Source organism: Actinomyces sp. Marseille-QA0893, from assembly GCF_976954355.1.
In genome coordinates this window covers 490,110-512,499 of the sequence record NZ_CDRJSY010000001.1, presented here as the reverse complement: position 1 = coordinate 512,499, position 22,390 = coordinate 490,110, and the positions used below count along the sequence as shown (strand labels likewise).

Here is a 22,390-nt window from a genome sequence, read left to right as displayed (position 1 = left end):
TTCGATGCTAGGCCCCATGACAGAAAGAATTGAAGGTTACGCCCGTGCGCACCTATTCACCTAAGCCGGCGGATGCCGACAAGCAGTGGTACGTCATCGACGCCACTGACGTCGTCCTCGGCCGCCTTGCGGCTCAAGTTGCCGCTATCCTTCGTGGGAAGCACAAGCCGACGTTTGCCCCTCACCTTGATATGGGCGATTACGTCATCATCATCAATGCGGACAAGGTTGCCCTCACCGGTAAGAAGCTTGACCAGAAGATGGCCTACCGCCACTCCGGTCGCCCCGGTGGTCTGAGCGCAACACGTTATCGCGATCTCATGGCTGAGCGTCCTGAACGCGCAGTTGAGAAGGCAGTCCGTGGCATGCTTCCTCACACCAGCCTCGGCCGCGCGCAGTTCAAGAAGCTGCACGTCTACGCCGGAGCTGAGCACCCGCACATCGGCCAGCAGCCGATTCCCTACGAAATCACCCAGGTCGCCCAGTGAGCGCGTCGCGCTTCTGAGCCCAACGAACTGCACTGAGGAGAACTGTGGCTGAGACCACCGAGATTCTTGAGCTGGATGAGGAAGTTGTCCCCAGCTCCTACACCACAGAGACTGAGTCAGCGCCTGCTGGTGCTGGTCAGTCCATCACCGCGCCCGGCGCGGGCCTTGGCCGCCGCAAGGAAGCCGTTGCCCGTGTTCGCCTGGTTCCCGGCAGCGGCCAGTGGACCATTAACGGACGCACTCTTGAAGATTACTTCCCGAACAAGCTGCACCAGCAGCTCGTGAAGTCCCCCTTCACCCTGCTCGATATCGACGGTCGCTTCGACGTGATCGCTCGCATCAATGGCGGCGGCATCTCCGGCCAGGCCGGCGCGCTGCGCCTGGGCATCTCCCGCGCACTGAACGAGATCGATCGTGACGCGAACCGCCCCGCACTGAAGAAGGCTGGCTTCCTGACCCGCGACGCCCGCGCTGTCGAGCGTAAGAAGGCAGGCCTCAAGAAGGCACGCAAGGCTTCGCAGTTCTCGAAGCGCTGATCTTCGCCTTTACTTCAAGGTGTGGCCCCAATCGGAAGATTGGGGCCACACCTTTTGTATTCGGAATGCCTGTTCTCTGCTTGCTTTCCTGCAATGTTGCTTGCTGGTCAATCGATTGAGTGAACAGTGAGCAGCTAGAATAGCGGTGGATTAATTTTCGAGCGGGAGGAACCCCGATGACCAGGTTGTTCGGAACTGACGGCGTACGCGGACTGGCAAATGTTGATTTGACCGCGCCCCTCGCACTGGAACTGGGTGAAGCGGCAGCTCGCCTGACGATTCAGGGACGCCCGGCCTCGGGACACAAACCAAAAGCCATCATCGGTCGCGATACGCGTATCTCCGGCGAATTCCTCGACCACGCACTGGCGGCGGGCCTGGCAAGCGCCGGAATGGACGTTGTCCGTGTCGGTGTCGTCACCACTCCGACTGTTGCCCACCTGACGGCGTCGTCCTCAGTCGATCTGGGCGTCATGATCTCCGCTTCGCACAACCCCATGCCCGACAATGGCATCAAGTTCTTCGCGCACGGCGGCTACAAGCTCCCTGACCAGGTCGAGGACCAGATCCAAGAACTCCTCAATACTCCTTGGGATCGTCCCACAGGCGCCGCCGTTGGTGAGGTCGAATACGATGATGACTGGGCGGAAAAGTCCTACATCGAGCACCTGATGACGTCCTTGGGTACCGACCTTCATGGCCTCCGAATTGCGGTTGACTGTGCAAATGGCGGTGCGTCTTTCCTTGCTCCCGAGGCTTTCCGTCAGGCGGGTGCGGATGCCGTTGTCATTAACGCGGCTCCCGATGGTCGCAATATCAATGACAAGGCCGGCTCCACCCACCCCGAGCAGCTACAGGCTCTGACCGTTGCCTCCGAGGCCGATTTCGGCGTTGCCTACGATGGTGACGCTGACCGTTGCCTTGCGGTTGACCGCCACGGAAATCTCGTTGATGGTGACAAGATCATGGGCGCCCTGGCTGTGCATATGCGCGATGAGGGCCAGCTTGCCAAGGACACTCTGGTTGTCACGGTCATGTCGAATCTCGGCTTGATTCTCGCCATGCAAGAAGCAGGTATTCAGACGGTTCAGACCGGAGTTGGTGACCGCTACGTGCTCGAAGCGATGCTCGAGGGCGGCTACTCCCTGGGCGGCGAGCAGTCCGGACACATCATCGCAAAGAAGTACGCGACCACCGGCGACGGTATTCTCTCCTCGCTGCTGTTGGCACGCATGGTGAAGGAATCTGGCCGAGATCTGGCCGACCTGACCAGCTTCATCAAGCGCCTTCCTCAGACGCTCATCAACGTTGGGGGAGTGGATCGTTCGCGCGCGAATACCGACCCGGCTGTTCAGGAAGCGGTTGCCGCTGCCGAGGCCGTGCTGGGCAATACTGGTCGCGTCCTGCTTCGCCCCTCCGGTACCGAACCTTTGGTCCGTGTCATGGTCGAGGCCGCAACGCAGTCCCAAGCCGATGGTGTGGCTTCGCGTTTGGCTGATGTCGTGAAGGAAAACTTGGCGCTCTGAAACGGCTGAGGCCTGTGGCCTCGGCGAGTAACGGCGTCGCTTCTGGGTGTTGCTCCCGCATTTTGTGAGCGTGTGGGAGACACCCGGAGCGGGGTGCACTCAAGCGGGAGGGGCGGATGTCAACTGGCATCCGCCCCTCCCTGCGTCATGTCGAGGATCCTCCGATGCGTCCCTCGCGTCGGACTCGCGACTAGGGCAAGTCGAATCGCGCCCGGAAAGCGGGGGAGGGGGACAGGTACTGATCGACGCAGGTGCGCACGGTCTCGGCGTCGATGTCTTGATTCGTGAACAACTCCTGGATGGCCGGGTTATCGCCCTGCGTGATCGGCTCGTACGTTCCTTCCGGCGAGTAGTAGAAGATGTCGCGGCTCACAACAGCCTCCGGGCGCTGCTTGGTCGTGGTGAGGACGGGGACGCGGCCGAAGATCGCGAGATCCCAGAGCTGCTTCGAAATGTTCGCGGGGTCGGCGGGGGCGTAGTACATCATGTGGTTCGCCGGGATCGTAAAGAACAGGCCGTGCGGTGCCTGGATGAGGAAACGCGACATGAGCGCGGGTATGTTCGCGGCCTTCGCCGTGACAAACGGGGATTGCGCCGACAGGCAGGTGAAGGGCCCGAACTGCTGGATGCGCTCGATGGGGAGGTCGTCGGTGTTCTTTTGTGCGCAATGGAAGAGCTCGTCGATGCTCAGGGGGCATTGGGCCAGCTGTTCGTCTTTCAGCCTGAACAGGGGTGTCGGGCAGTCGAGGCTGAGCGTCAGCGCGAGGCCGCCGGGGTATTGGCGGGCGTAAGAAAACTGCGGGTGTGCGACAGCGTCGGCAGTGCAGAACTCGGTGCGTATGAGTCGACGTAGCTCGTCGGGTTTGTTCAGGATGGTTTCGTCGATGCGTGTCCGCTCGATGAGGTACGGAACCCACGGATCCATCAGATCGTGGTGCGCGTCCGGTTCCGCATCTAGCAGCTCGTTGATGAGTTGATTAATGCCGCACTTCACGGAATCGTTGAGGAGGAGGAACATTGTGCGCTCGGTTTTGTTGAAGCCAAGCTGAACCGTGAGGCCGGCGTCTTCGAGCTTGCTCGTCAGATAGGGCAGGGATGTATTGACGACGTATTCGGGATCCATGGGGTCATTCTACAGGGTATGGCGGCCGACAGACCGGGTGGATGGCGTAGCCTCGCGCCTGGCTGATGTGGTGGAGGAAAGCCTGTCGCTCTAAAGACGAGCGACAGAAGAGTGCCAAACCGCGCGAGTGGGGACGATGAGCCGCTCAGCTTTCTTAACTTTGCGAGGCTTTTCGATCGCCGAAATCATCGCCTCAACGGCGCCCTGCGTCATTTCACGCAGCGGCCACTCGACGGTTGTGAGGCCGAGGGCTTGGCTGCTCGCGGGTTCTTGATTACCAAATCCCAGGATGGAAAGGTCTTGTGGAACGCGGCGATCAAGATCGGCGGCGGCTTGGAACACGCCCGGTGCCTGCGAGTCATCGGCGACGGCGATCAAAGTGATATCTGGGTTGTCTGAGAGAAGACGCAGGGATGCCTGGTATGCGGTCGACGCGTCCCAATCGGGAAGCGAAAGCAAAGTGAAACCTGTGCCGAAGGCTTCCTCAAGGGGGAGCTGGCGTGAGTGATTGGTATTCGGTCCCGCAAGAAAGACTGCGTGTCCGCGCTTGCCCACGTTCAGGTGCTCACTGAGGATTTCTTTCACCCCTGCGCATTCATCAATGCTCACGAGGGCACTGGCCCCTTGAGTGTCTTCCGTATTAATCATCGACATTGCAACGATCGGGATGCCAAGGTTTGCCAGAAGCGTCGATGTGAAGCTTTCTGCGGAGGTCGTTTCCCGGATGACCCCTGCTAATTGTGTGTCCCCTAAGACGGAGCGAATTGTCTGCGCATCTGAGGGGTCGTTGCTTGATTGGAAGAGTGGAAGAAGTAAGTATCCGCGCTTTTGGATTTCGATCATGGCGGTTGTGAGAACCGTGTGAACGACGGGAACGAAAGGATTATCTGGGAGTTCTGCCATGAGTAGGGCGATCAGGCGAGAACTGCCTCGCCGAAGTGAACGTGCAGCAGCGTTAGGAATATAGTTCAGGTCTCGCGCTGCATCTTGGACTCTCTGAATTGTTGCTGGTGCGATCTTCACTTCCGGTCCGCGGCCGTTCAGTACCAAAGAAACCGTCGAAGGAGCAACTCCTGCTGCTCGGGCAACATCGGCCCGCGTTGCTCGTTCCATTCTTTCTGCTCCGGATCTGCGATGGAATAAAAGTGCGTTAACACAACAACTATAACGTGTTAGTCTTTGTGTACTGCAAGGAGTTTCAATGTTGACTCACCTGAAAGGCTCATCATGAAAATTATGCCCTCATACGCGCCCTGTGTGGGAGCACTTTCTCCTGCTCGTGCGTATTTCGCTGATGATCCAGGGCAGATGAGCCTCGATGGCCGCTGGGCCTTCACCTATCACCGCGTTGATCCCAATCCCGGTGCGAATCCCGAAGAGGCATCTCCCTCTCCCTGTGTATCAGGCGAAGAGACGATCGATGTCCCAAGCCACTGGGTTCTCAGAGGAGAAGGCCGTTGGGGTGCCCCCGCCTATACCAACGTTGATTTCCCCTTCCCTGTGGATCCGCCTTTCCCCCCGGAAGATAATCCTGTCGGCGACTATTCGCGGCGTTTCACGTGTCCAGAGTCGTGGCTTTCCTCGGGAGGCCAGATCCGCCTGCGCTTCGAAGGCGTTGAATCCCAGATCATTGTCTGGGTCAACGGGCAATGGATCGGAATGGCTCGCGGTTCACGCCTCGCCCATGAATTCGACATCACCCAGGCGCTTGTCCCCGGTGAAAATACGGTGACTCTTCGCGTCCATCAGTTCAGCGCGGGATCCTATCTTGAGGACCAGGATCAGTGGTGGCTTCCCGGAGTTTTCCGCTCAGTTTCACTACGATACCTTCCCGATTTCTCCATTGAGGATCTGTGGATCAACACCGATTACGAGGCCGGGCAAGGATTTGCGGCCCTCGAGCTGAGGATGCGCGGAGCGCAAAGCGAAACGCTTGAAGCGAATCTGGACATCGAGGGCCTCGGTACCTCAGTGCTCACGCTCGCGCGAGGGGAGGATGGGCGCTACCGGAGCGAAAACATCGGCCTCGGAACTGTCCAGCCGTGGAGCCCGCAATCCCCGAAACTTTACGCCGCGCGCGTGCAAGCGGTGGGGGAGGGTGGTCGCACAACGGAAGAGCGCCATCTACGCCTCGGTTTCCGGAGAATCGAAATCGTTGATGGCGTGCTGCACGCTAATGGACAGCCACTGAAGCTGAATGGTGTCAATCGCCATGAAATTCGCGCCGACGAAGGGCGAGTATTCAGCGAAGAATTCGCGCGCGCCGACCTTGAACTCATGAAGTCGATGGGAATCAACGCGATCCGAACCTCCCATTACCCGCCTCACCCGCGCCTTCTTGATCTGGCCGATGAAATTGGGCTGTGGGTCATGCTCGAGGGAGATATCGAAACCCACGGTTTCGAGGGGAACCGTACCTGGATCGATAATCCCTCCGACGACTTGCGGTGGGAAGCCTCCTACCTTGACCGCACCGAACGCGCCTTTGAGCGCGACAAGAATCACGCCAGCATTTTCTGCTGGAGCCTGGGGAACGAATCTGGAACGGGACGTAACTTGGCAGCGGCCGCACGTTGGCTCCACGAACGCACCCGCGGGCGCGGGATCGTCCACTACGAGGGCGACCACGCAATGGAGTACGTCGATATCTACTCGCGGATGTATCCGACGCTTGAAGAAGTCGTGGCGGTGCTTGACGATGCAGACAAGCATGCGCCGGTTGCTGTCCCAAGCCATGCAAGTGCGGCTGTGGATGACGCCGCGAAAGAACGTATTCGCAGTGCTCCCTACATCATGTGCGAGTACCTTCATGCGATGGGAACCGGCCCCGGTGGAGCCGCCGCTTATGCCCAGCAAATGACCCATCCTCGCCACGCTGGAGGCTTCGTCTGGGAGTGGCGTGACCATGCGCTGTGGCGCACTCTTCCTGATGGGCGGCGAGCTCTTGCCTACGGCGGCGATTTCGGAGAGGACGTCCACGATGGGAATTTCGTTTGCGACGGCTTGGTTGATGCGCTTTCGCGTCCCTATGCGGGGACTTGGGCATGGATTCGCGCGCTCGCACCTGATGCGCCAATCCTGCGAGAGCGTGCGCAGAAATCGGGTGGCGAGGCTGAGGAGCGCTTGCGTGGTCTGGCCCTCGCAGCTTCTTCCCTCCTTCCCCCTGACGAGGCCGAGTGTGGCGCCGTGTTTGATGATCGTGGGCGCATGGAGTCCGTGGGCGGGCTTCCGATCTCGATGGAGATTAGTGTCTATCGAGCACCGACGGACAATGATCGCGGTCGTGGTCCCGTCGATTACTGGGGGATTTCTTCTGATGATCTAGGGCCGCTGGGAACAGGGACCGGGCAATGGGGAGTCTCTCACGCCCAGCGATGGGAAATGGCGCGTTTGCACCTTCTGCGCAGGACCTGGCACGGAAGCTCTTGTGAGCACGGAACGCGAGTGCTGATTGAACGCTGGGCGCCACCGGCCGCGCAGTTTGGGCTTGAGGCTCGCTGGAGTTTCACTCCCGTAGACCGAAAAACCGGAGGCGCATCTGCGGGTGCTGCACTGCCGGGAAGTTGCCTCACCGTCAAGGTTGAAATGACCCCCTTCGGGCACTGGCCCGAGCGCATTCCTCGCGCAGGGGTTCGTCTGCGCATCCCCGGAACGGGGTGGACGGCCTCGTGGGTAGGGGAGACGGATATCGCTTATGCGGATATGCCTGGCGTCAATCCAGATGGGTTTGGGTGCGCGAAGCTCGAGGAGCTATGGGATGTGGGCGTCAAGCCTCAAGAAGGCGGGCATCGACCGGGACTGAAGGTCCTCGAGCTGCGTGGGGAAGGTCGTGCGCTCACGATCGTTCCTCGAAGCGAGGTGGGGTGGAGCGCCTCGCCGTGGAGTGAACAAGAACTTGCACAGGCCGGGCACTGGGAAGATTTGCCGGATTCGAATCGGACTTTTGTCTGGCTTGATGCCATTCAAGATGGCATCGGGACTCGCTCGTGTGGCCCTGATGCGCGCCCCGAATTCGGTGCACGGATGAATCCGCTGACCAGCGAATTCATTGTTTGTGTAACGGATCTATAACAATTATCCGCTGAGCAACATAAAGCTAGGTTCTCGACGGTAGCCTAGGCTTATCAACTAACACGAGATAGTTAGTGATTCGGTATTCATATCGATCTACGACACGAACCAATGGAGGTTTCGCATGTTGAAGAAAAAGATGGCCGCTGGCGTCGTCGCCTTGGCCATGGTGAGCACTCTAGGATTGAGCGCCTGCTCGAACGGCAGCAGCGACTCTTCCTCAAGTTCTGCAAGCGGTGGATCCGCATCGGGTTCGATCCCCAAGCCCGATGTTTCCTGTGATATCCCTGCAACGAATCTCGATGATTCGAAGATCGACACCTCGAAGGTCGAAGGCGAAATCACCTTCCAGACCCAGGGCCTCAAGACCGACTTCGGCGACTTCTTCACCAAGAAGATCAAGGAATTTGAGGACGCTAACCCCGGTGTCAAGATCAAGTGGACTGATCAGGCAGGTGGCGCCGAATTCGACCAGACCATCACTGCTCAGGCAACCAATTGCCAGATGGCAGACGTTGTGAACGTTCCTTCCTCCACCATCCTGGCCCTGTCCAAGTCCAACCTCCTCATGGACTTCGATGTGAAGGCTCCCGGTATTGGTGACAAGTTCGTCAAGACCATTTGGGACTCGACCGAGCTGGGCGCAAACAAGCACCACACCGCACTTCCGTGGTACTTCGGCCCCTACATCACCACCTACAACAAGGAAGTTTTCAAGCGTGCAGGCTTGGATGAAAACACTTCTCCCAAGACCATGGAAGAGATGTTTGACTACGCCGCTAAGGTCGGAGCGGACGGCAAGGGCGATTACGGTATCTACGGCTCCCCGCAGTGGTACATGACCGCCCAGCTGCACGGCATGGGTGTCAGCCTGATGAATGCTGACAAGACCGAGTTCAACTTTGCTGACAATGAGCAGGCCATCAAGTATGTGACCCGCCTCTCCGAGCTCTACAAGAGCGGTGCAATCCCGAAGGACTCACTGACCGGCGAACCCGATCCGGGCAAGGCATACGCCGATGGAAACCTCGCATTCGGTACCCCGAACGCTTCCTTCCTCAAGTCCGTCAAGGCAAACAACGCGACCGTCTACAACAACACCGGTGTCGGCCCCTTCCCGACCAACCCCGGAATCAAGCCGGTCTTCGAAGGGCAGTACATCGGCGTATCCGTCTCGACCAAGAACGCTCCTTTGGCAATGAAGTTCGCCGAGTGGATCACCAACGCTGAGAACGAATACGCATGGACCCACGACGGTGGTGCGATCATCTTCCCGGCAGCAACAAGCGCTCTTGACAAGCTCGTTGCCAACCCGCCGGAGATCGCTAACGACCCGGTCTTCAAGGCCGCTTACGAAGAAGCCGCAAAGGCTGCAAAGGACGCCGAGGCCTACACCGACGTCTTCTACACCACCGGTGCTGTTCAGGACAGCCTGGTTGAGAATGTGAACAAGGCAATCCGCGGAGAGGTCGACCCCAAGACCGCTCTGAAGACTGCACAAGATCAGATGAACAAGAAGCTCAAGGCTCTGGGCGAATGATCTAACCCTTGCCGGGGCGAAACATGACGGTTTCGCCCCGGCAAAACCCTTGAACAGCACCGAAGGACCTGACAATGTCGTCGCGTACAGGACGTGCCCCAAGCCGATCTCTAAATGGGGCCGCGCGTTTCCGCCCGGGATGGATGCCGTGGATCTGGATTACACTCCCGGTCTTGGCCATTATTACTTTCTACATTTATCCCTTCATTACAACGGTTTTCGTCTCTTTCACAAAAACAAAACCGCTGCGAAAAATTGGTCCCTTCATCGGGATCGAGAACTACACCTACGTTCTGAACGACGCGGAATTTTGGGGTTCTCTTCGCAACTCGCTGATCTACGCGGTCTGCGTTGTCCCTCTGATGGTTCTTCTCCCTCTTCTCCTTGCGCTCCTAGTCAAGTCCTATGTTCCGGGCATCGGATTCTTCCGCGCGCTCTACTACCTGCCTGCGGTTTCCTCGCTCGTTGTCATTTCTTTGGCCTGGCGCTACCTGCTCAATGAAAGAGGACCGGTAAATAACCTCTTGACCTCGTGGGGAATGGATACGGTCCCATTCCTCTCAAACCAATGGCTCATCCTCTTTTGCGCGATGCTCATTACCCTGTGGCAGGGCTTGCCCTACTACATGATTCTCTACTTGTCCGCTCTTGCGAACGTCGATAAATCCCTCTACGAGGCCGCCGAACTTGACGGGGCAGGAAGCGTCCGTCGTTTCTTCACCGTCACGGTTCCGGGCGTCAAAGTCATGATGTTCTTGGTCGCGACACTCACAACCATTGGATGCCTCAAGATCTTCACCGAGGTCTACCTCCTTGGTGGAAGTGCCTCCCCGACAAAGACCTTGACCATGTACATCCGAGACTGGACCGATCCAACATATGGGTCTTTAGGTAAGGGCGATGCAGCCTCGGTCTGCCTCTTCCTCATCACTTTCGGATTCATCATCGCCTCCCAGAAACTCCAGAGGAAGGCTGAAGACCAATGAGCACCGCAGTTTCTTCAACCAGTCCAGCAACGGCCTCGTCAAAGTTCGCGAGTTGGCGCAAGGCTCGCAAGCTTGAGCACCAATCGCGCAACGTTGCATCGCGCCAGCTCAAAGGTTCTCGCCTTGTCCTGCGCTACATCACGCTGGTCGTCGTCGCGATTCTCATGGTGGGACCGCTTCTGCTTCCTCTCCTTGCAGCATTCAAAGCTCCGGGAGAGTCGGTGTTCGGTCAAGGTGCCACGATCTTCCCACAGACGTGGTCGCTTGCAGCTTTCAGCACACTGTTTAAGCAAACTGCGATCCTGCGCGCGATTGGGAACTCGGTGATCGTCGCAACGCTGACGGTCATCTCTAACATCATTTTGTCCTGCTTGGGCGGATACATGCTCTCGCGGCGAGGATGGACCGGTCGGAACATCATGTACTTCGTCGTCCTCTCTGCGATGATCTTCCCCTTCGAATCAATCATGCTGTCGCTGTACTCGATGATGGTGTCCATCGGCACGTACAAGACCCTGACCAGTGTGTGGATGGTCGCCATGATTGGCCCCTTCCAGATCCTCATGATGCGCGCAGCTTTCCTTGGAATCCCCGAAGAAATTGAAGATGCAGCACTGATTGATGGGGCAGGAGAGTGGGCGCGCTTCTGGAGGATCTTCCTTCCTCAAGTACGTGGAACTCTCACGGTCGTGGGACTGACCTCCTTCATTGGCGCCTGGTCGGATTTCCTCTTCCCACTACTCATGCTGGTCGACAACGACAAGCACACTTTGATGCTGGAACTTACCGCAATCCAAAACTCTGCTCAGGGAACGACTTATCAATTGGTCCTGGCTGGCGCGGTCGTTGCACTGGTACCTGTCGTTGTGGTCTTCGCCTTCTCGCAGAAGTACTTCTTCCGTGGAATCGAAGACGGTGGATTGAAGTTCTAGACCGATAGAGGCACACACCAATGAGTGACGAACTGAGCGAAGATTTTGCTCCCGATGCACTAGAAGCCGCGGGCGCGCTGCGTCGATACCCGGATCCCGGGTACATCTGGCCAACGAACCCACGCACCGTCGCCGCGCTTGAGCAGTGGAGGGACCACAAGGTCGGTGTCATCATCCACTGGGGGATCTTCTCTCACATCGGCCAAGATGGCTCCTGGTCCCTACATCGTCAGCATTTGGGTGGATTCACTGATCCGCCCGAGGACTGGAAGGGGAGCGACGAGGAATACCACTCGTGGTACTGCGACCAAGCTCGCTCCTTTACGGGGGATGACTTCAACGCCGAGGAATGGGCCTGTGCATGCGCCGATGCTGGAATGCGTTACGTCGTTTTTACGACAAAACATCATGACGGTTACGCCATGTACGACACGGACTTCTCGAACTTTAAGTCGACCAGCGAAGAATCCGGTCTTGGTCGCGACATCGTCCGTGAAATTTTCGATGCTTTCCGTGCTCACAACATGGAAACGGGTGTCTATTTCTCCAAGGCTGATTGGAACCACCCGGGGTACTGGGATCGCGCTCGCGCCATCACTGATCGCTACCACAACTTCGATATCGAAAAACACCGCGCAAAGTGGGATTCCTTCGTTCGCTACACCCACAATCAAATCGACGAGCTCTTGCGCAATTACGGGCGCATCAACGTGCTATGGCTCGATGCCGGCTGGGTTCGCGAACCAGATGAACCGATTGATATCGATGAGATCGCTGAGAATGCACGCCGTCTCCAGCCCGATATCTTGGTTGTTGACCGAGAAGTCCATGGGGTGAACGAAAACTACCGAACCCCCGAGCAGGAAATTCCGGACGATATTCGACGCTACCCCTGGGAATCATGCATCACCATGACTCGCGGGTGGTGCTCGATGCGTCCCGAAGAACCGATCAAGCCCATGCGTCATATCATCTCCAACCTCTTGGCGATCGTGTCGCGAGGCGGGAACTATCTCATTGGGATCGGTCCTGACGCTCGCGGAGGGATGTCCTCGTGGATTTCAAGAGGCCTCGGAGAACTCGGCGATTTCTTAAGCGTCAACGGTGGAGGAATCTACGCGACCCGTCCATGGACACCGATCACCTCGGTACGCGCGCAAGAGGGCTGGTCTTGGTACGCGACCCACCCAAAGGACAGTGAGGCTCGCGTCTTCCTCTTCGGAATGCCCCCGGCTCCATCGGCTGACGAGGCCGCGGACCTCTCGCTTGAGGAGGCAACCTTCGCCGCTGCGGGTCTTGCGTCAACCTGGCTTGAGGTCCCCGGGAAGGTACACAGCGCACGGATCCTCGGAAGCGAGGAAGGGGTCATCGTCGAGGCGCGCGAAGGTTCATCACGCCTCGTGATTCCGCAGACTGATCTGCGCTATGCGGTGGGAGTAGAGCTCACCTTCTAAGGCGCAGTGACTCGACCCGGTGATCCGCTCCCTTGGTGAAAATCATCGTTGCGCGCTCACGGGTGGGAGCAATGTTCTCCAAAAGGTTCGGGAGGTTGATCTCCTCCCAAATCGAGCGAGCAGTGGCCTCGGCCTGAGCGTCCGTTAAGGAAGCGTAGGTGCGGAAGAAGGAATCCTCGCGGGTGAACGCGGTCTGGCGCAGGGTGAGGAAACGATCAACGTACCACTGCTGGATGTGCTCAGCGTTGGCGTCCACGTAGATGCTGAAGTCAAAAAAGTCGGAGACTGCGATCGGCATGACTCCTGGTCCCCACTTGGGAGGTTGGAGGACATTGAGTCCTTCAACGATGAGGATATCCGGGCAGTCTACGACAACGCTCTCGCCTTCGACGATGTCGTAAACGACATGTGAATAGACGGGAGCCTGAACATTACGCATCCCCGACTTCACCGCCGAGAGGAAAGAAATGAGCGCTGGGCGGTCGTAGGACTCGGGAAAACCTTTTCGCCCAAGCAAGCCTTTGGAACGGAGAACCGCATTGGGGAAAAGGAAACCATCTGTCGTGATCAGATCAACTCGCGGGGTCTTTTCCCATCGGGACAAGAGGAAACGTAAGAGGCGGGCGACAGTAGATTTTCCAACGGCAACTGAGCCGCCGATCCCGATGATGAAGGGGACAGGAGCCTGGTGAGAGCGCGTGAGGAAATGCGAACGCTCGTGCTCAACGCGTCGGTGTCCTTCCACGTAGAGCTGCAACAGTGCGGTCAATGGTCGGTAGATCGCATCGACCTCGGCAATATCGATGGGGTCGCCAAGGGATGCTAAACGCGAAAGATCAGTGTGTGTGAGTGGGAGAGGAGATCTGTCGGCGAGTCGATCCCACTGGTCGCGGGAGAAAAAGTCGAAGGGAGATTCTTCGGTGTTGTTGATTTCACTCACGGTCTTCATTGTCGCAATTTGCTGTGCGACGCACACGATTTAGGGCTAGTTGTGCGCCAAATTGTTATCTATCGCGCAGCCCAGATAGGGATCTTGCCCCTTGTGTTTACTTGATTGTCCACTAGCCTGAAAACATAATTCCTTGGTTGCACCAATTGACGCACCAGAAAGTGAGTATGTCGTGATCGACTACTTCGTCGCTTTGCTCCCGGCTCTTTTCCTTGGCTTTATGTCCATCGTCCTTGTCGCTCAAGGCGGCGATGATCGGCAGAAGACCCTGGGAACTTTGGGAGGTGCCTTCCTCTTCTCGGCGCTGGCAACCCCCTTCATTGATGTTCATTGGACAACCAAGACCCTGCTCATTTCCTTCCTTTCAGGCTTGATCCTTGGATTCGGGCAGTATCTCCAAATTCTCTGTCTGAAGGTGCTCGGTGTTTCACGCACCATGCCGCTGACGACTGCGGGCCAGATTATCTTCATGTGCCTGGGCGGGATCATTCTCTTCGGTGAGATGAACCATGGCCTTGCACTTGTCTTTGCACTGAGCTCTATCGCGCTTCTCACCCTGGGCGTGGTCTTCATCTCCAAGACTGAAAAGACAGAGGAAGCTGCCGACGAAAACGTTGATTGGAAGCGCGGGACAATTCTTCTGGTGATCTCGACCTCCTGCCTTGTCGCCTACCTGCTGATTGTTCAAGGCTTTGGTTTGGATGGCCGCTCCGTGATCCTTCCCCAATCGGTCGGTTACTTCCTTGTCGGCCTCATCGCAACGATCCCTGCGCTTTCGCCTCAACTGGGCAAGGAAGACAATCGCTGGAGTCTGCTCACTCTTCGCCAATTGATCCCCGGCATGATGTGGGGAGCCGCGATTTTGCTAACCCAGGTTTCCTCCTCACTTCTTGGCGTCGCGGTTGCTTTCCCTCTGTCGCAGATGGGCGTCATTATTCAGACTTTCGGCGGAATTTTGATTCTCCACGAGACGCGCACGCGTCGTGAGATGCGCTGGACCATCATTGGCGTTGTCATCATGGTCATCGGCGTCATCATGGTGGGTGTTGCTCGTTCCTTCAGCTGAGGTTGGCACCGGGCGTGAAAGAATACGCTCATGACACCGGACACTCTTGCCTTCTCTCAGGAACAAGCACGCGCCTACTTTCGCACTCCTGGCCCCAGCGACGATAAGTATCGCCGAGGCGTTGTTGGAGTAGTCGCGGGCTCTGATACCTATCCCGGGGCCGGGCTTCTTGCTTCTTTCGCCGCCGCGCAGACCGGTGTGGGGATGGTGCGTTTGAACGCCCCGCGCAGGGTAGAAGACCTGGTGCTGGCGCATGTTCCCGGTGTTGTCACCGTCGGTGGAAGGATTCAAGCGGGCCTCGTCGGTCCTGGATGCGATACTGACAGGCGCGAGGACTGCGTGGAACTCGCTCGTTTTTGTATCGATTCCAAGCTCCCACTGGTGATCGATGCCGGTGCACTCGACGCGGTCGCGGGCCTCGTGGCTTATGGGAAGGAACGCGGTAGAAGCTTGTCGCGCACAATCCTCACCCCGCACCACGGCGAGGCCGCGCGCTTGCTTTCCCAACTTGGGGAAGAGACGACGCGCGCGAAGGTCGATGCCGATCCTCTTGGAGCGGCACGAGCGCTGGTGGAACTAACGGATGCGGTTGTTGTTCTTAAGAGTGCTCGCACCCTGTGTGTTTATGGCCAGTACAGCCAGGGGCAGCGGCGCATCACCGCCGTCGAAATCCCCCAGGAAACTCCGTGGGCAGGAGTCGCTGGAAGTGGTGATGTACTCGCCGGGGTTGTCGCGGGAACCTTGGCCGCGCACCAAGCCCGCGTGGAACGCCGCAGTCCGGGTACGACCATTTCCGAGGCCGAGTGCGGCGAGTGCGCGGGAGCGGGAGTTTGGGTTCATTCGCGGGCAGGGGCGAAGGCCAGCATGGGTGAGGACGCGTGTTTCCGCCCCATCCAAGCCATCGATATTGCCCGCAAAGTTCCAGATATCGTAGGGCCGCTGTGTTCCTGATAGACGAGGGTGCGATACTGGGGGAGTGGAACTTTCCGAAGTTGGACGAGGCTATCCGTCTGTAGCCTCAGTAAATCTCTCCGCTATTGCGCGAAACTTAGCTGTCTTGCGTGCCGCTTCGCCGACGACTATTCAAATGGCAATCGTTAAAGCTAATGCCTATGGTCACGGCCTGATTCCCGTCGCTCTTGCTTCGTTGAAGGCGGGAGCACAGTGGTTGGGCGTTGCACAATTGGCTGAAGCCCTCGAACTTCGTGCAGGTCTTGACGAGGCTGGTATTGCGCGTAAGGACGCGCCGATTTTTGCCTGGATTTCTGCGACCGGTACCGACTTTACCGCGGCAATCGAAGCGGATATTGACCTGTCAGTCTCGTGGACGTGGGTGCTCGATGAGATATGTGCAGCCGCACGGGCGCTGGGCAGGCCCGCCCGAGTGCATGTCAAGATCGATACAGGAATGTCGCGTGCAGGTTCGACTCTTGCCGACCTTCCCGAATTAGCGCAGGCTCTTCGCGGAGCGCAGGATCAGGGACTCATTGAAGTCGTGGGTGCTTGGAGCCACATGTCGCGTGCCGATGACCCCAGCCCCTCGGGTGAAGAATCAACGCGCTCTCATGTCAAGATCTTTGAAGAAGGACTGCGAATTCTTGCCCAGGCAGGTGTGCGTCCGCAAATTCGTCACCTTGCCGCGACCTCGGGAATCTTATGGCACCCCGAGACCCACTACGACATGGTCCGCGCGGGAATCGGGATGTACGGTCTCTCTCCTGACCCCTCCGTCAAAAGCGCACGTCAACTGGGCGTCGAGGCCGCAATGACGCTCAGTGCACCACTGACCTCAGTGAAGGTGATCGAGGAAGGAACCCCGGCCTCGTACGGAGGAACCTGGCAGGCGCCGACGCGCAGGTGGATCGGGCTGGTACCGCTGGGCTACGGTGATGGGATTTTGCGGGCATCGTCAAACGGGGCGCCGGTCGTCGTCGAAACTGAGCGGGGATTATTCCCAACGCAGATTGTCGGGCGAGTGTGTATGGACCAATTCATGATTGACCTTGGTCCAGCCGAAGGCGAGGCGGGGACGCCGACCTCGGCCAGCGGGCGCCCGCCTGCCCACGTGGGCGACCGAGCATTTCTTTTCGGCGATCCCGAAAAGGGATGCCCATCGGCTGACAAGTGGGCGCTTCACGCGGGAACCATCAACTACGAGATTGTTACGCGTTTAGGTGAGCGCATCCCCCGCAACTATCACTACGAAGAGGAACGATGACCGAGAAGAGCACTATCCACTTCAGCTATCGCGTGAGTGACGCTGACCAGACTCGCCACTTGGGTGAAGAACTTGCGCATCACCTGCGCGCCGGAGATCTCATCATGCTCCGAGGCGGCTTGGGAGCAGGAAAAACGACTCTGACGCAGGGGATTGGGCGTGGGCTCGGCGTACGCGGAACTGTTGCCTCGCCGACCTTCATCGTTGCGCGCGTCCACCCCTCACTGGTCGGCGGTCCGGACCTGATCCACGCCGATGCCTACAGGATCCGCGACCTGGACGATCTTGAAACGCTGGACTTGGACTCAACCATCGACCAAGCGGTCACGGTCGTTGAGTGGGGCGAAGGCAAGACGGAGGCGATGAGTGATTCCCGCCTCGAGATCGAGGTGCGCCGTGAAGAAGGCGGGGAGGCCTCACTAGACGGTGGAGTCGTTGACCTGGAAAGCATGGATGATGGGCAGCGAATTATTACCTTCACTCCCTATTCGAGCCGCTGGGATGGGGTTTTCGACGAGCTTGCTCCTGAGCTGAAAACCAGCGTGGAATAGGATCGACTTATGACCGAATTGTGTATTGATACCTCTGGGGTGACCGCTGTCTCCATCGTTCGCGACGGGCAAGTGATCGGCGCTTCTCGTAATGAGTCAGGACGTCACCACGCTGAATCCATCACCCCCTGCGTGCTGGAGGCTCTCGAGGACGCTGGTCTTCCCGCTGACGCCTCGCACGCGGGATTAGACGCCGTCTGCGTAGGAACGGGGCCGGCTCCCTTCACAGGTTTGCGTGCAGGCCTGGTGTCGGCGCGGGTCTTTGCCAAAGCTGCTGGCATTCCTGTGTACGGGGTCTGCAGTCTAGATGCTATTGCGCGACTTGCTCTTGATCATCTCTCGCCCGATACCCATGTCTACGCCCTCACCGACGCTAGGCGAAAGGAATTGTACTGGGGTCATTTCGTGGCTGAAGGCCCCGATGACGTGCGTCTCATCGGCCAGCTCGAAGTCGGATTTGCACGCGCTCTTGGGGGAGCTCTTCGCGAGCAATCCGGGCTTTTAGTCTCGGATGCTCCCATTCCTTCTCACAGTGCCGATGTATTGGCTGGTGCTGAGATGGGGCCGGTGCTCCCGCTTGATCCCGCGGTTATGGTTCGTATTGTTCGCGCTCGCTTGGCTCGCGGGGAGGAAGAGCGTTTAGGAACCGAACCCCTTTACCTGCGTCGTCCCGATATTCACGGCCAAGCCCCGGAGCGCATGTGACCTCGCTTGAATCTATTGCTCGCGAGAGAGCCGAGGCCTCTGGCGGGCAGCTTCTTGTCCTCGGAATTGAGGACCGGCAGGCTCTCGTCACTCTCGAGCAGGAGATTTTTCCCGAAGACCCATGGACGACCGGGATGATCGCTCAAGAGCTGAGCTCGGGTCGCAGCGTGTATTTCGGTGTCTGCGTGAATGATGATGCGGTCGCGACGCCGGTTTTATGCGGGTATGCGGGAATCGCGCTGGGGATCGACGCGGATGTGATGACCATGGGTGTTTTGCCCGATTTCCGAGGCCGTGGACTGGGTCGCGTTTTGATGGATGCCCTGATCGATGTCGCCCGTCGTTGGGGGAGCGAAAGGGTTTTCCTCGAGGTTCGCGAGTCCAATGCTGCTGCGATTTCTCTCTATGAGAATTCCGGTTTTGAGGTCGTTGGTCGGACGAAAGGCTACTTCCGCAACCCGCGTGAAGATGCTCTGAATATGCGGCTCATTGTCCGATGAATAAAATACGAAAAAGGATGTTGCCTTAATGGCGGGATTTTAGGGTGATTTTGTCGAATCTGTGACGAGTCTTTTTCCTGACTAATTCGTGCGCTTTGTCCCTCAAAACCTCAGGTTTTCCGGAATACTTCGTTGACGCGGGAGGTGGTTTTTTCCTAAGAGGGCCGCCGGTCCCATCGAAGTGACGCTTCCTCAGCATAGGCTTATCTCATGGCCTCACAAACAGTCGCAACAAAGAAGCGTCGCGCATGGACCACGACGGTTTTCGTCAAACAGCTGATGGCGATTTCCGGCATTGTGTTCGTGCTCTTCCTGCTCTTCCACTCCTATGGCAATCTCAAGATGTTCTTGGGACAAGACGCCTACGACCACTACGCACACTGGCTGAAAGAAGAAGCCTTTGTGCCGATCTTCCCCCACGGCGGATTCATCTGGGTGTTCCGCGGTGCAATGGTCCTGATGCTGGTCATCCACATCTGGGCAGCTGCCGTGACCTGGAAGCGTTCGCGCCGTGCACGTCGCAGTGCATACGTCGTTAAGCGCAGTGCGGCAGATGCTTACGCCGCACGCACAATGCGCATGACCGGCGTCCTGCTCTTCTTCCTCATTGTCTTCCACATCCTGCACTTCACGACGGGAACGGTCCGCACCGGTTTTGCTGCAGACTCCACTCCTTACGAGCGCATGGTTGCAACCTTCCACAGCCCGCTGATGGTTGTTGTCTACCTGATCTTCGTCGGTCTTGCAGCGCTTCACGTCTCCCACGGCTTCTGGTCAGCATTCCAGTCGCTGGGATGGGTCCGCGGTGGAACTCGTAAGTTCATGGAGATCGTTTCCGGCTTGGTCGGAGCCCTGATCTTCCTGATGTTCGCGCTTCCTCCTCTGGCGATCGTTGCCGGTTACATCTCCTGACAAGGACATTGAGACATGACTGATACTTTGATTCACGGGCTGTACCGCGAAGGCGAAGAGATCGCCGACTCCAAGGCCCCCATGGATGTTCCCTTGGCTCAGGCCTGGGAACAGCGTAAGTTCAACGCGGCTCTGGTGAACCCCGCCAACCGTCGTAAGCTCCACGTCATCATCGTCGGTACCGGCCTTGCCGGTGGCGCAGCCGCCGCATCGCTGGGCGAGATGGGCTACAACATCGACGTCTTCTTCTACCAGGACTCCGCCCGCCGCGCGCACTCCATTGCAGCGCAGGGTGGTATCAACGCTGCGAAGAACTACCGCAACGATAACGACTCCGTCTACCGCCTCTTCTACGACACCGTCAAGGGCGGCGACTACCGTGCACGTGAAACCAACGTGTACCGCCTCGCTGAAGTCAGCGCCAGCATCATTGACCAGTGCGTGGCACAGGGCGTCCCCTTCGCACGTGAATACGGCGGCTTGCTGGACAACCGTTCCTTCGGTGGTGTCCAGGTCTCGCGTACGTTCTACGCGCGCGGTCAGACAGGTCAGCAGCTGCTCATCGGTGCCTACCAGGCACTGGAGCGTCAGGTTGCCGCCGGCACCGTGACCGAGCATTCTCGCCACGAGATGGTGGAACTCATCGTTTCCGACGGTCGCGCTCGCGGTATCGTTGCGCGCGACATGGCCACCGGCAAGCTCGAAACCCACATCGCTGATGCGGTCGTTCTGGCAACCGGCGGTTACGGAAACGTCTTCTTCCTCTCGACGAACGCGATGGGCTGCAACGCCACCGCAATCTGGCGTGCATACCGCAAGGGCGCATACTTCGCGAACCCCTGCTTCACCCAGATTCACCCGACCTGCATCCCGCAGCACGGCGACCAGCAGTCCAAGCTGACGCTGATGTCCGAGTCCCTGCGTAACGACGGTCGTATTTGGGTTCCCAAGAAGGCCGAGGACTGCGAAAAGGATCCTCGCGACATTCCCGAAGAGGATCGCGACTACTACTTGGAGCGCATCTACCCCTCCTTCGGCAACCTCGTTCCCCGTGATATCGCAAGCCGCCAGGCAAAGAACATGTGCGATGAGGGACGCGGCGTTGGCCCGAAGATCGATGGTGTTGCACGCGGCGTGTACTTGGACTTCTCCGAGGCCATCCAGCGCATGGGTAAAGCAGCAGTGTCCGCCAAGTACGGCAACCTCTTCGATATGTACGAGCGCATCACGGGCGATAATCCCTACGAAGTGCCCATGCGTATCTACCCGGCCGTTCACTACACGATGGGTGGTCTGTGGGTTGACTACGACCTGGAGTCCAACCTGCCCGGCCTGTACGTCGCTGGTGAAGCAAACTTCTCCGATCACGGCGCCAACCGCCTGGGCGCATCGGCACTGATGCAGGGTCTGTCTGATGGTTACTTCGTTCTTCCGAACACCATCAACGACTACTTGGCACACTGCTTCAACCTGCCGAAGCTGGATGCTCAGTCCCCGGATGTCGTCGAGGCACTGAACTCCGCTCAGGAGCGCATCGATAAGCTCATGTCGGTCAACGGTTCGCGTTCGGTGGATTCTTTCCACAAGGAACTGGGCCAGATCATGTGGGAATACTGCGGTATGGAGCGTCGCGAGGAAGGCCTGAAGAAGGCCATCGAGATGATCCGCAAGCTTCGCGCTGACTACTGGCGTGATGTTCGCGTTCCGGGCAAGTCCATCGGCGAGCTTAACCAGTCCCTCGAAAAGGCTGGCCGCGTCGCGGACTTCATGGAGCTGGGCGAGCTCATGTGCATCGATGCCCTGCACCGTGAGGAATCCTGCGGTGGCCACTTCCGTGCGGAGTCGCAGACACCGGAAGGTGAAGCCCTCCGTCACGATGACAAGTACCTCTATGTTGCAGCATGGCAGTGGGGTGGCGAGGACCAGCCTCCGATCCTCCACAAGGAAGCCTTGATCTACAACAACATCGAGCTGAAGCAGCGGAGTTACAAGTGAACCTGACACTGAAGATTTGGCGCCAAAACGGACCCGAGGATCCGGGTGCCATGCACGAATACCAAGTCCGCGGCATCTCTGAGGAATCCTCGTTCCTGGAAATGCTCGACGTGTTGAACGAAGAGCTCTTTGCCCGCGGAGAAGAACCGATCGCATTTGATTCGGACTGCCGTGAAGGTATCTGTGGCCAGTGCGGCATTGTCATCAACGGCATTGCCCACGGCCCCGAGGTCACCACGACCTGCCAGTTGCACATGCGTACCTTCCACGATGGTGATGTCATCACCATCGAACCCTGGCGCGCAGAAGCATTCCCGATCATCAAGGACCTGGTTGTTAACCGCAGCGCTCTGGACCGTATCGTCCAGGCCGGTGGCTACATCTCGGTGAACACGGGTGCGGCCCCGGATGCGAACGGCACTCCGGTTCCCAAGCAGGACGCAGATCGCGCTTTCGAAGCCGCTGCCTGCATCGGTTGTGGCGCCTGCGTGGCGGCCTGCCCGAACGCCTCGGCAATGCTCTTCACCTCGGCGAAGGTCACTCACCTGCACCTGCTTCCGCAGGGCAAGCCCGAGAACTACCGTCGCGTTGTCAGCATGCTTAACCAGATGGACGAAGAAGGATTCGGTTCCTGCACGAACATCGGCGAGTGTGCAGCGGTCTGCCCCAAGCAGATCCCGCTCGACGTGATTTCCACGCTGAACCGTCAGCTTGGAAAGGCAGCCCTCAAGGGCGTCTGAGTCTTTCAATACTCACTGGTTTGGGGACGATCCTGCGGGATCGTCCCCATCCCTTTTACGGCGTATGCGCATCATGAGCCGCCGGACTAAAATGGCCG

General features: G+C 58.2%; 20 protein-coding genes. 17 read left to right on the top strand and 3 right to left on the bottom strand.

Annotation, left to right across the window (positions count from 1 at the left end; all coding sequences use genetic code 11):
- Window positions 1-44 precede the first annotated feature (44 nt).
- The 3 genes from rplM to glmM all read left to right on the top strand — a co-directional run bounded on the left by rplM (window position 45) and on the right by glmM (window position 2,550).
- Window positions 45-488 carry a 50S ribosomal protein L13 gene (gene rplM, locus ACWNMW_RS02370; RefSeq protein ID WP_019126481.1) on the top strand — a complete coding sequence of 148 codons (444 nt, stop codon included), beginning with the start codon at window positions 45-47 and terminating at the stop codon, window positions 486-488.
- A 44-nt stretch (window positions 489-532) separates the two neighbouring features.
- Complete coding sequence (gene rpsI, locus ACWNMW_RS02365) at window positions 533-1,024, top strand: 30S ribosomal protein S9 (RefSeq protein ID WP_156335125.1); 492 nt, start codon at window positions 533-535, stop codon at window positions 1,022-1,024.
- A 176-nt stretch (window positions 1,025-1,200) separates the two neighbouring features.
- Window positions 1,201-2,550, top strand: coding sequence for a phosphoglucosamine mutase (gene glmM, locus ACWNMW_RS02360; RefSeq protein WP_449489909.1), 1,350 nt, complete (start codon window positions 1,201-1,203; stop codon window positions 2,548-2,550).
- A 190-nt stretch (window positions 2,551-2,740) separates the two neighbouring features.
- Here the strand turns inward: glmM and ACWNMW_RS02355 are convergent, their stop codons facing one another.
- Both ACWNMW_RS02355 and ACWNMW_RS02350 read right to left on the bottom strand, forming a co-directional pair.
- Entirely contained in the window at window positions 2,741-3,673 is a 933-nt protein-coding gene (locus tag ACWNMW_RS02355) for a hypothetical protein (RefSeq protein ID WP_295893654.1), read from the bottom strand.
- Between the two features lie 90 nt (window positions 3,674-3,763).
- Window positions 3,764-4,786: a LacI family DNA-binding transcriptional regulator gene (locus ACWNMW_RS02350; protein ID WP_449489908.1), complete on the bottom strand. Its 1,023-nt coding sequence runs from the start codon at window positions 4,784-4,786 to the stop codon at window positions 3,764-3,766.
- A gap of 114 nt (window positions 4,787-4,900) precedes the next feature.
- Here ACWNMW_RS02350 and ACWNMW_RS02345 point away from each other — a divergent pair, with 114 nt between their 5' ends.
- From ACWNMW_RS02345 to ACWNMW_RS02325, 5 genes are all read left to right on the top strand, one after another.
- On the top strand, window positions 4,901-7,744 hold the full coding sequence (locus ACWNMW_RS02345; protein ID WP_449489907.1) for a glycoside hydrolase family 2 TIM barrel-domain containing protein: 2,844 nt from the start codon (window positions 4,901-4,903) through the stop codon (window positions 7,742-7,744).
- Window positions 7,745-7,868: 124 nt separating this feature from the next.
- Window positions 7,869-9,284 (top strand): extracellular solute-binding protein, encoded by a 1,416-nt coding sequence (locus tag ACWNMW_RS02340; protein WP_449489906.1) that lies wholly within the window; start codon window positions 7,869-7,871, stop codon window positions 9,282-9,284.
- 74 nt (window positions 9,285-9,358) lie between these two features.
- On the top strand, window positions 9,359-10,270 hold the full coding sequence (locus ACWNMW_RS02335) for a carbohydrate ABC transporter permease (RefSeq protein ID WP_314212242.1): 912 nt from the start codon (window positions 9,359-9,361) through the stop codon (window positions 10,268-10,270).
- Complete coding sequence (locus tag ACWNMW_RS02330) at window positions 10,267-11,202, top strand: carbohydrate ABC transporter permease (RefSeq protein WP_034501360.1); 936 nt, start codon at window positions 10,267-10,269, stop codon at window positions 11,200-11,202. The genes ACWNMW_RS02335 and ACWNMW_RS02330 overlap by 4 nt, the downstream gene beginning before the upstream one ends.
- A gap of 20 nt (window positions 11,203-11,222) precedes the next feature.
- Entirely contained in the window at window positions 11,223-12,656 is a 1,434-nt protein-coding gene (locus tag ACWNMW_RS02325) for an alpha-L-fucosidase (protein ID WP_449489905.1), read from the top strand.
- Here ACWNMW_RS02325 and coaA read toward each other — a convergent pair.
- Window positions 12,646-13,596 carry a type I pantothenate kinase gene (gene coaA / locus ACWNMW_RS02320; protein WP_034501363.1) on the bottom strand — a complete coding sequence of 317 codons (951 nt, stop codon included), beginning with the start codon at window positions 13,594-13,596 and terminating at the stop codon, window positions 12,646-12,648. The two genes, ACWNMW_RS02325 and coaA, sit on opposite strands and share 11 nt — an antisense overlap.
- 142 nt (window positions 13,597-13,738) lie before the next feature.
- Between coaA and ACWNMW_RS02315 the strand changes: the two genes are divergently transcribed.
- From ACWNMW_RS02315 to ACWNMW_RS02275, 9 genes are all read left to right on the top strand, one after another.
- On the top strand, window positions 13,739-14,671 hold the full coding sequence (locus ACWNMW_RS02315; RefSeq protein ID WP_449489904.1) for a GRP family sugar transporter: 933 nt from the start codon (window positions 13,739-13,741) through the stop codon (window positions 14,669-14,671).
- 30 nt (window positions 14,672-14,701) lie between these two features.
- On the top strand, window positions 14,702-15,622 hold the full coding sequence (locus ACWNMW_RS02310; protein WP_449489903.1) for an ADP-dependent NAD(P)H-hydrate dehydratase: 921 nt from the start codon (window positions 14,702-14,704) through the stop codon (window positions 15,620-15,622).
- A 25-nt stretch (window positions 15,623-15,647) separates the two neighbouring features.
- Window positions 15,648-16,889 (top strand): alanine racemase, encoded by a 1,242-nt coding sequence (alr, locus tag ACWNMW_RS02305; RefSeq protein ID WP_449489902.1) that lies wholly within the window; start codon window positions 15,648-15,650, stop codon window positions 16,887-16,889.
- Complete coding sequence (gene tsaE, locus ACWNMW_RS02300) at window positions 16,886-17,440, top strand: tRNA (adenosine(37)-N6)-threonylcarbamoyltransferase complex ATPase subunit type 1 TsaE (protein WP_449489901.1); 555 nt, start codon at window positions 16,886-16,888, stop codon at window positions 17,438-17,440. The genes alr and tsaE overlap by 4 nt, the downstream gene beginning before the upstream one ends.
- A gap of 9 nt (window positions 17,441-17,449) precedes the next feature.
- A complete protein-coding gene (gene tsaB, locus ACWNMW_RS02295; protein ID WP_448750862.1) occupies window positions 17,450-18,145 on the top strand; it encodes a tRNA (adenosine(37)-N6)-threonylcarbamoyltransferase complex dimerization subunit type 1 TsaB in 696 nt (231 codons plus the stop codon).
- Window positions 18,142-18,645 carry a ribosomal protein S18-alanine N-acetyltransferase gene (gene rimI / locus ACWNMW_RS02290; RefSeq protein ID WP_448750863.1) on the top strand — a complete coding sequence of 168 codons (504 nt, stop codon included), beginning with the start codon at window positions 18,142-18,144 and terminating at the stop codon, window positions 18,643-18,645. Before tsaB ends, rimI begins: the two co-directional genes overlap by 4 nt.
- 210 nt (window positions 18,646-18,855) lie before the next feature.
- Window positions 18,856-19,557, top strand: a complete 702-nt coding sequence (locus ACWNMW_RS02285) for a succinate dehydrogenase cytochrome b subunit (protein WP_034501369.1) — start codon at window positions 18,856-18,858, stop codon at window positions 19,555-19,557.
- A 15-nt stretch (window positions 19,558-19,572) separates the two neighbouring features.
- Window positions 19,573-21,552 carry a fumarate reductase/succinate dehydrogenase flavoprotein subunit gene (locus ACWNMW_RS02280; RefSeq protein WP_034501370.1) on the top strand — a complete coding sequence of 660 codons (1,980 nt, stop codon included), beginning with the start codon at window positions 19,573-19,575 and terminating at the stop codon, window positions 21,550-21,552.
- Complete coding sequence (locus ACWNMW_RS02275) at window positions 21,549-22,292, top strand: succinate dehydrogenase/fumarate reductase iron-sulfur subunit (RefSeq protein ID WP_034501371.1); 744 nt, start codon at window positions 21,549-21,551, stop codon at window positions 22,290-22,292. Before ACWNMW_RS02280 ends, ACWNMW_RS02275 begins: the two co-directional genes overlap by 4 nt.
- Window positions 22,293-22,390 lie beyond the last annotated feature (98 nt).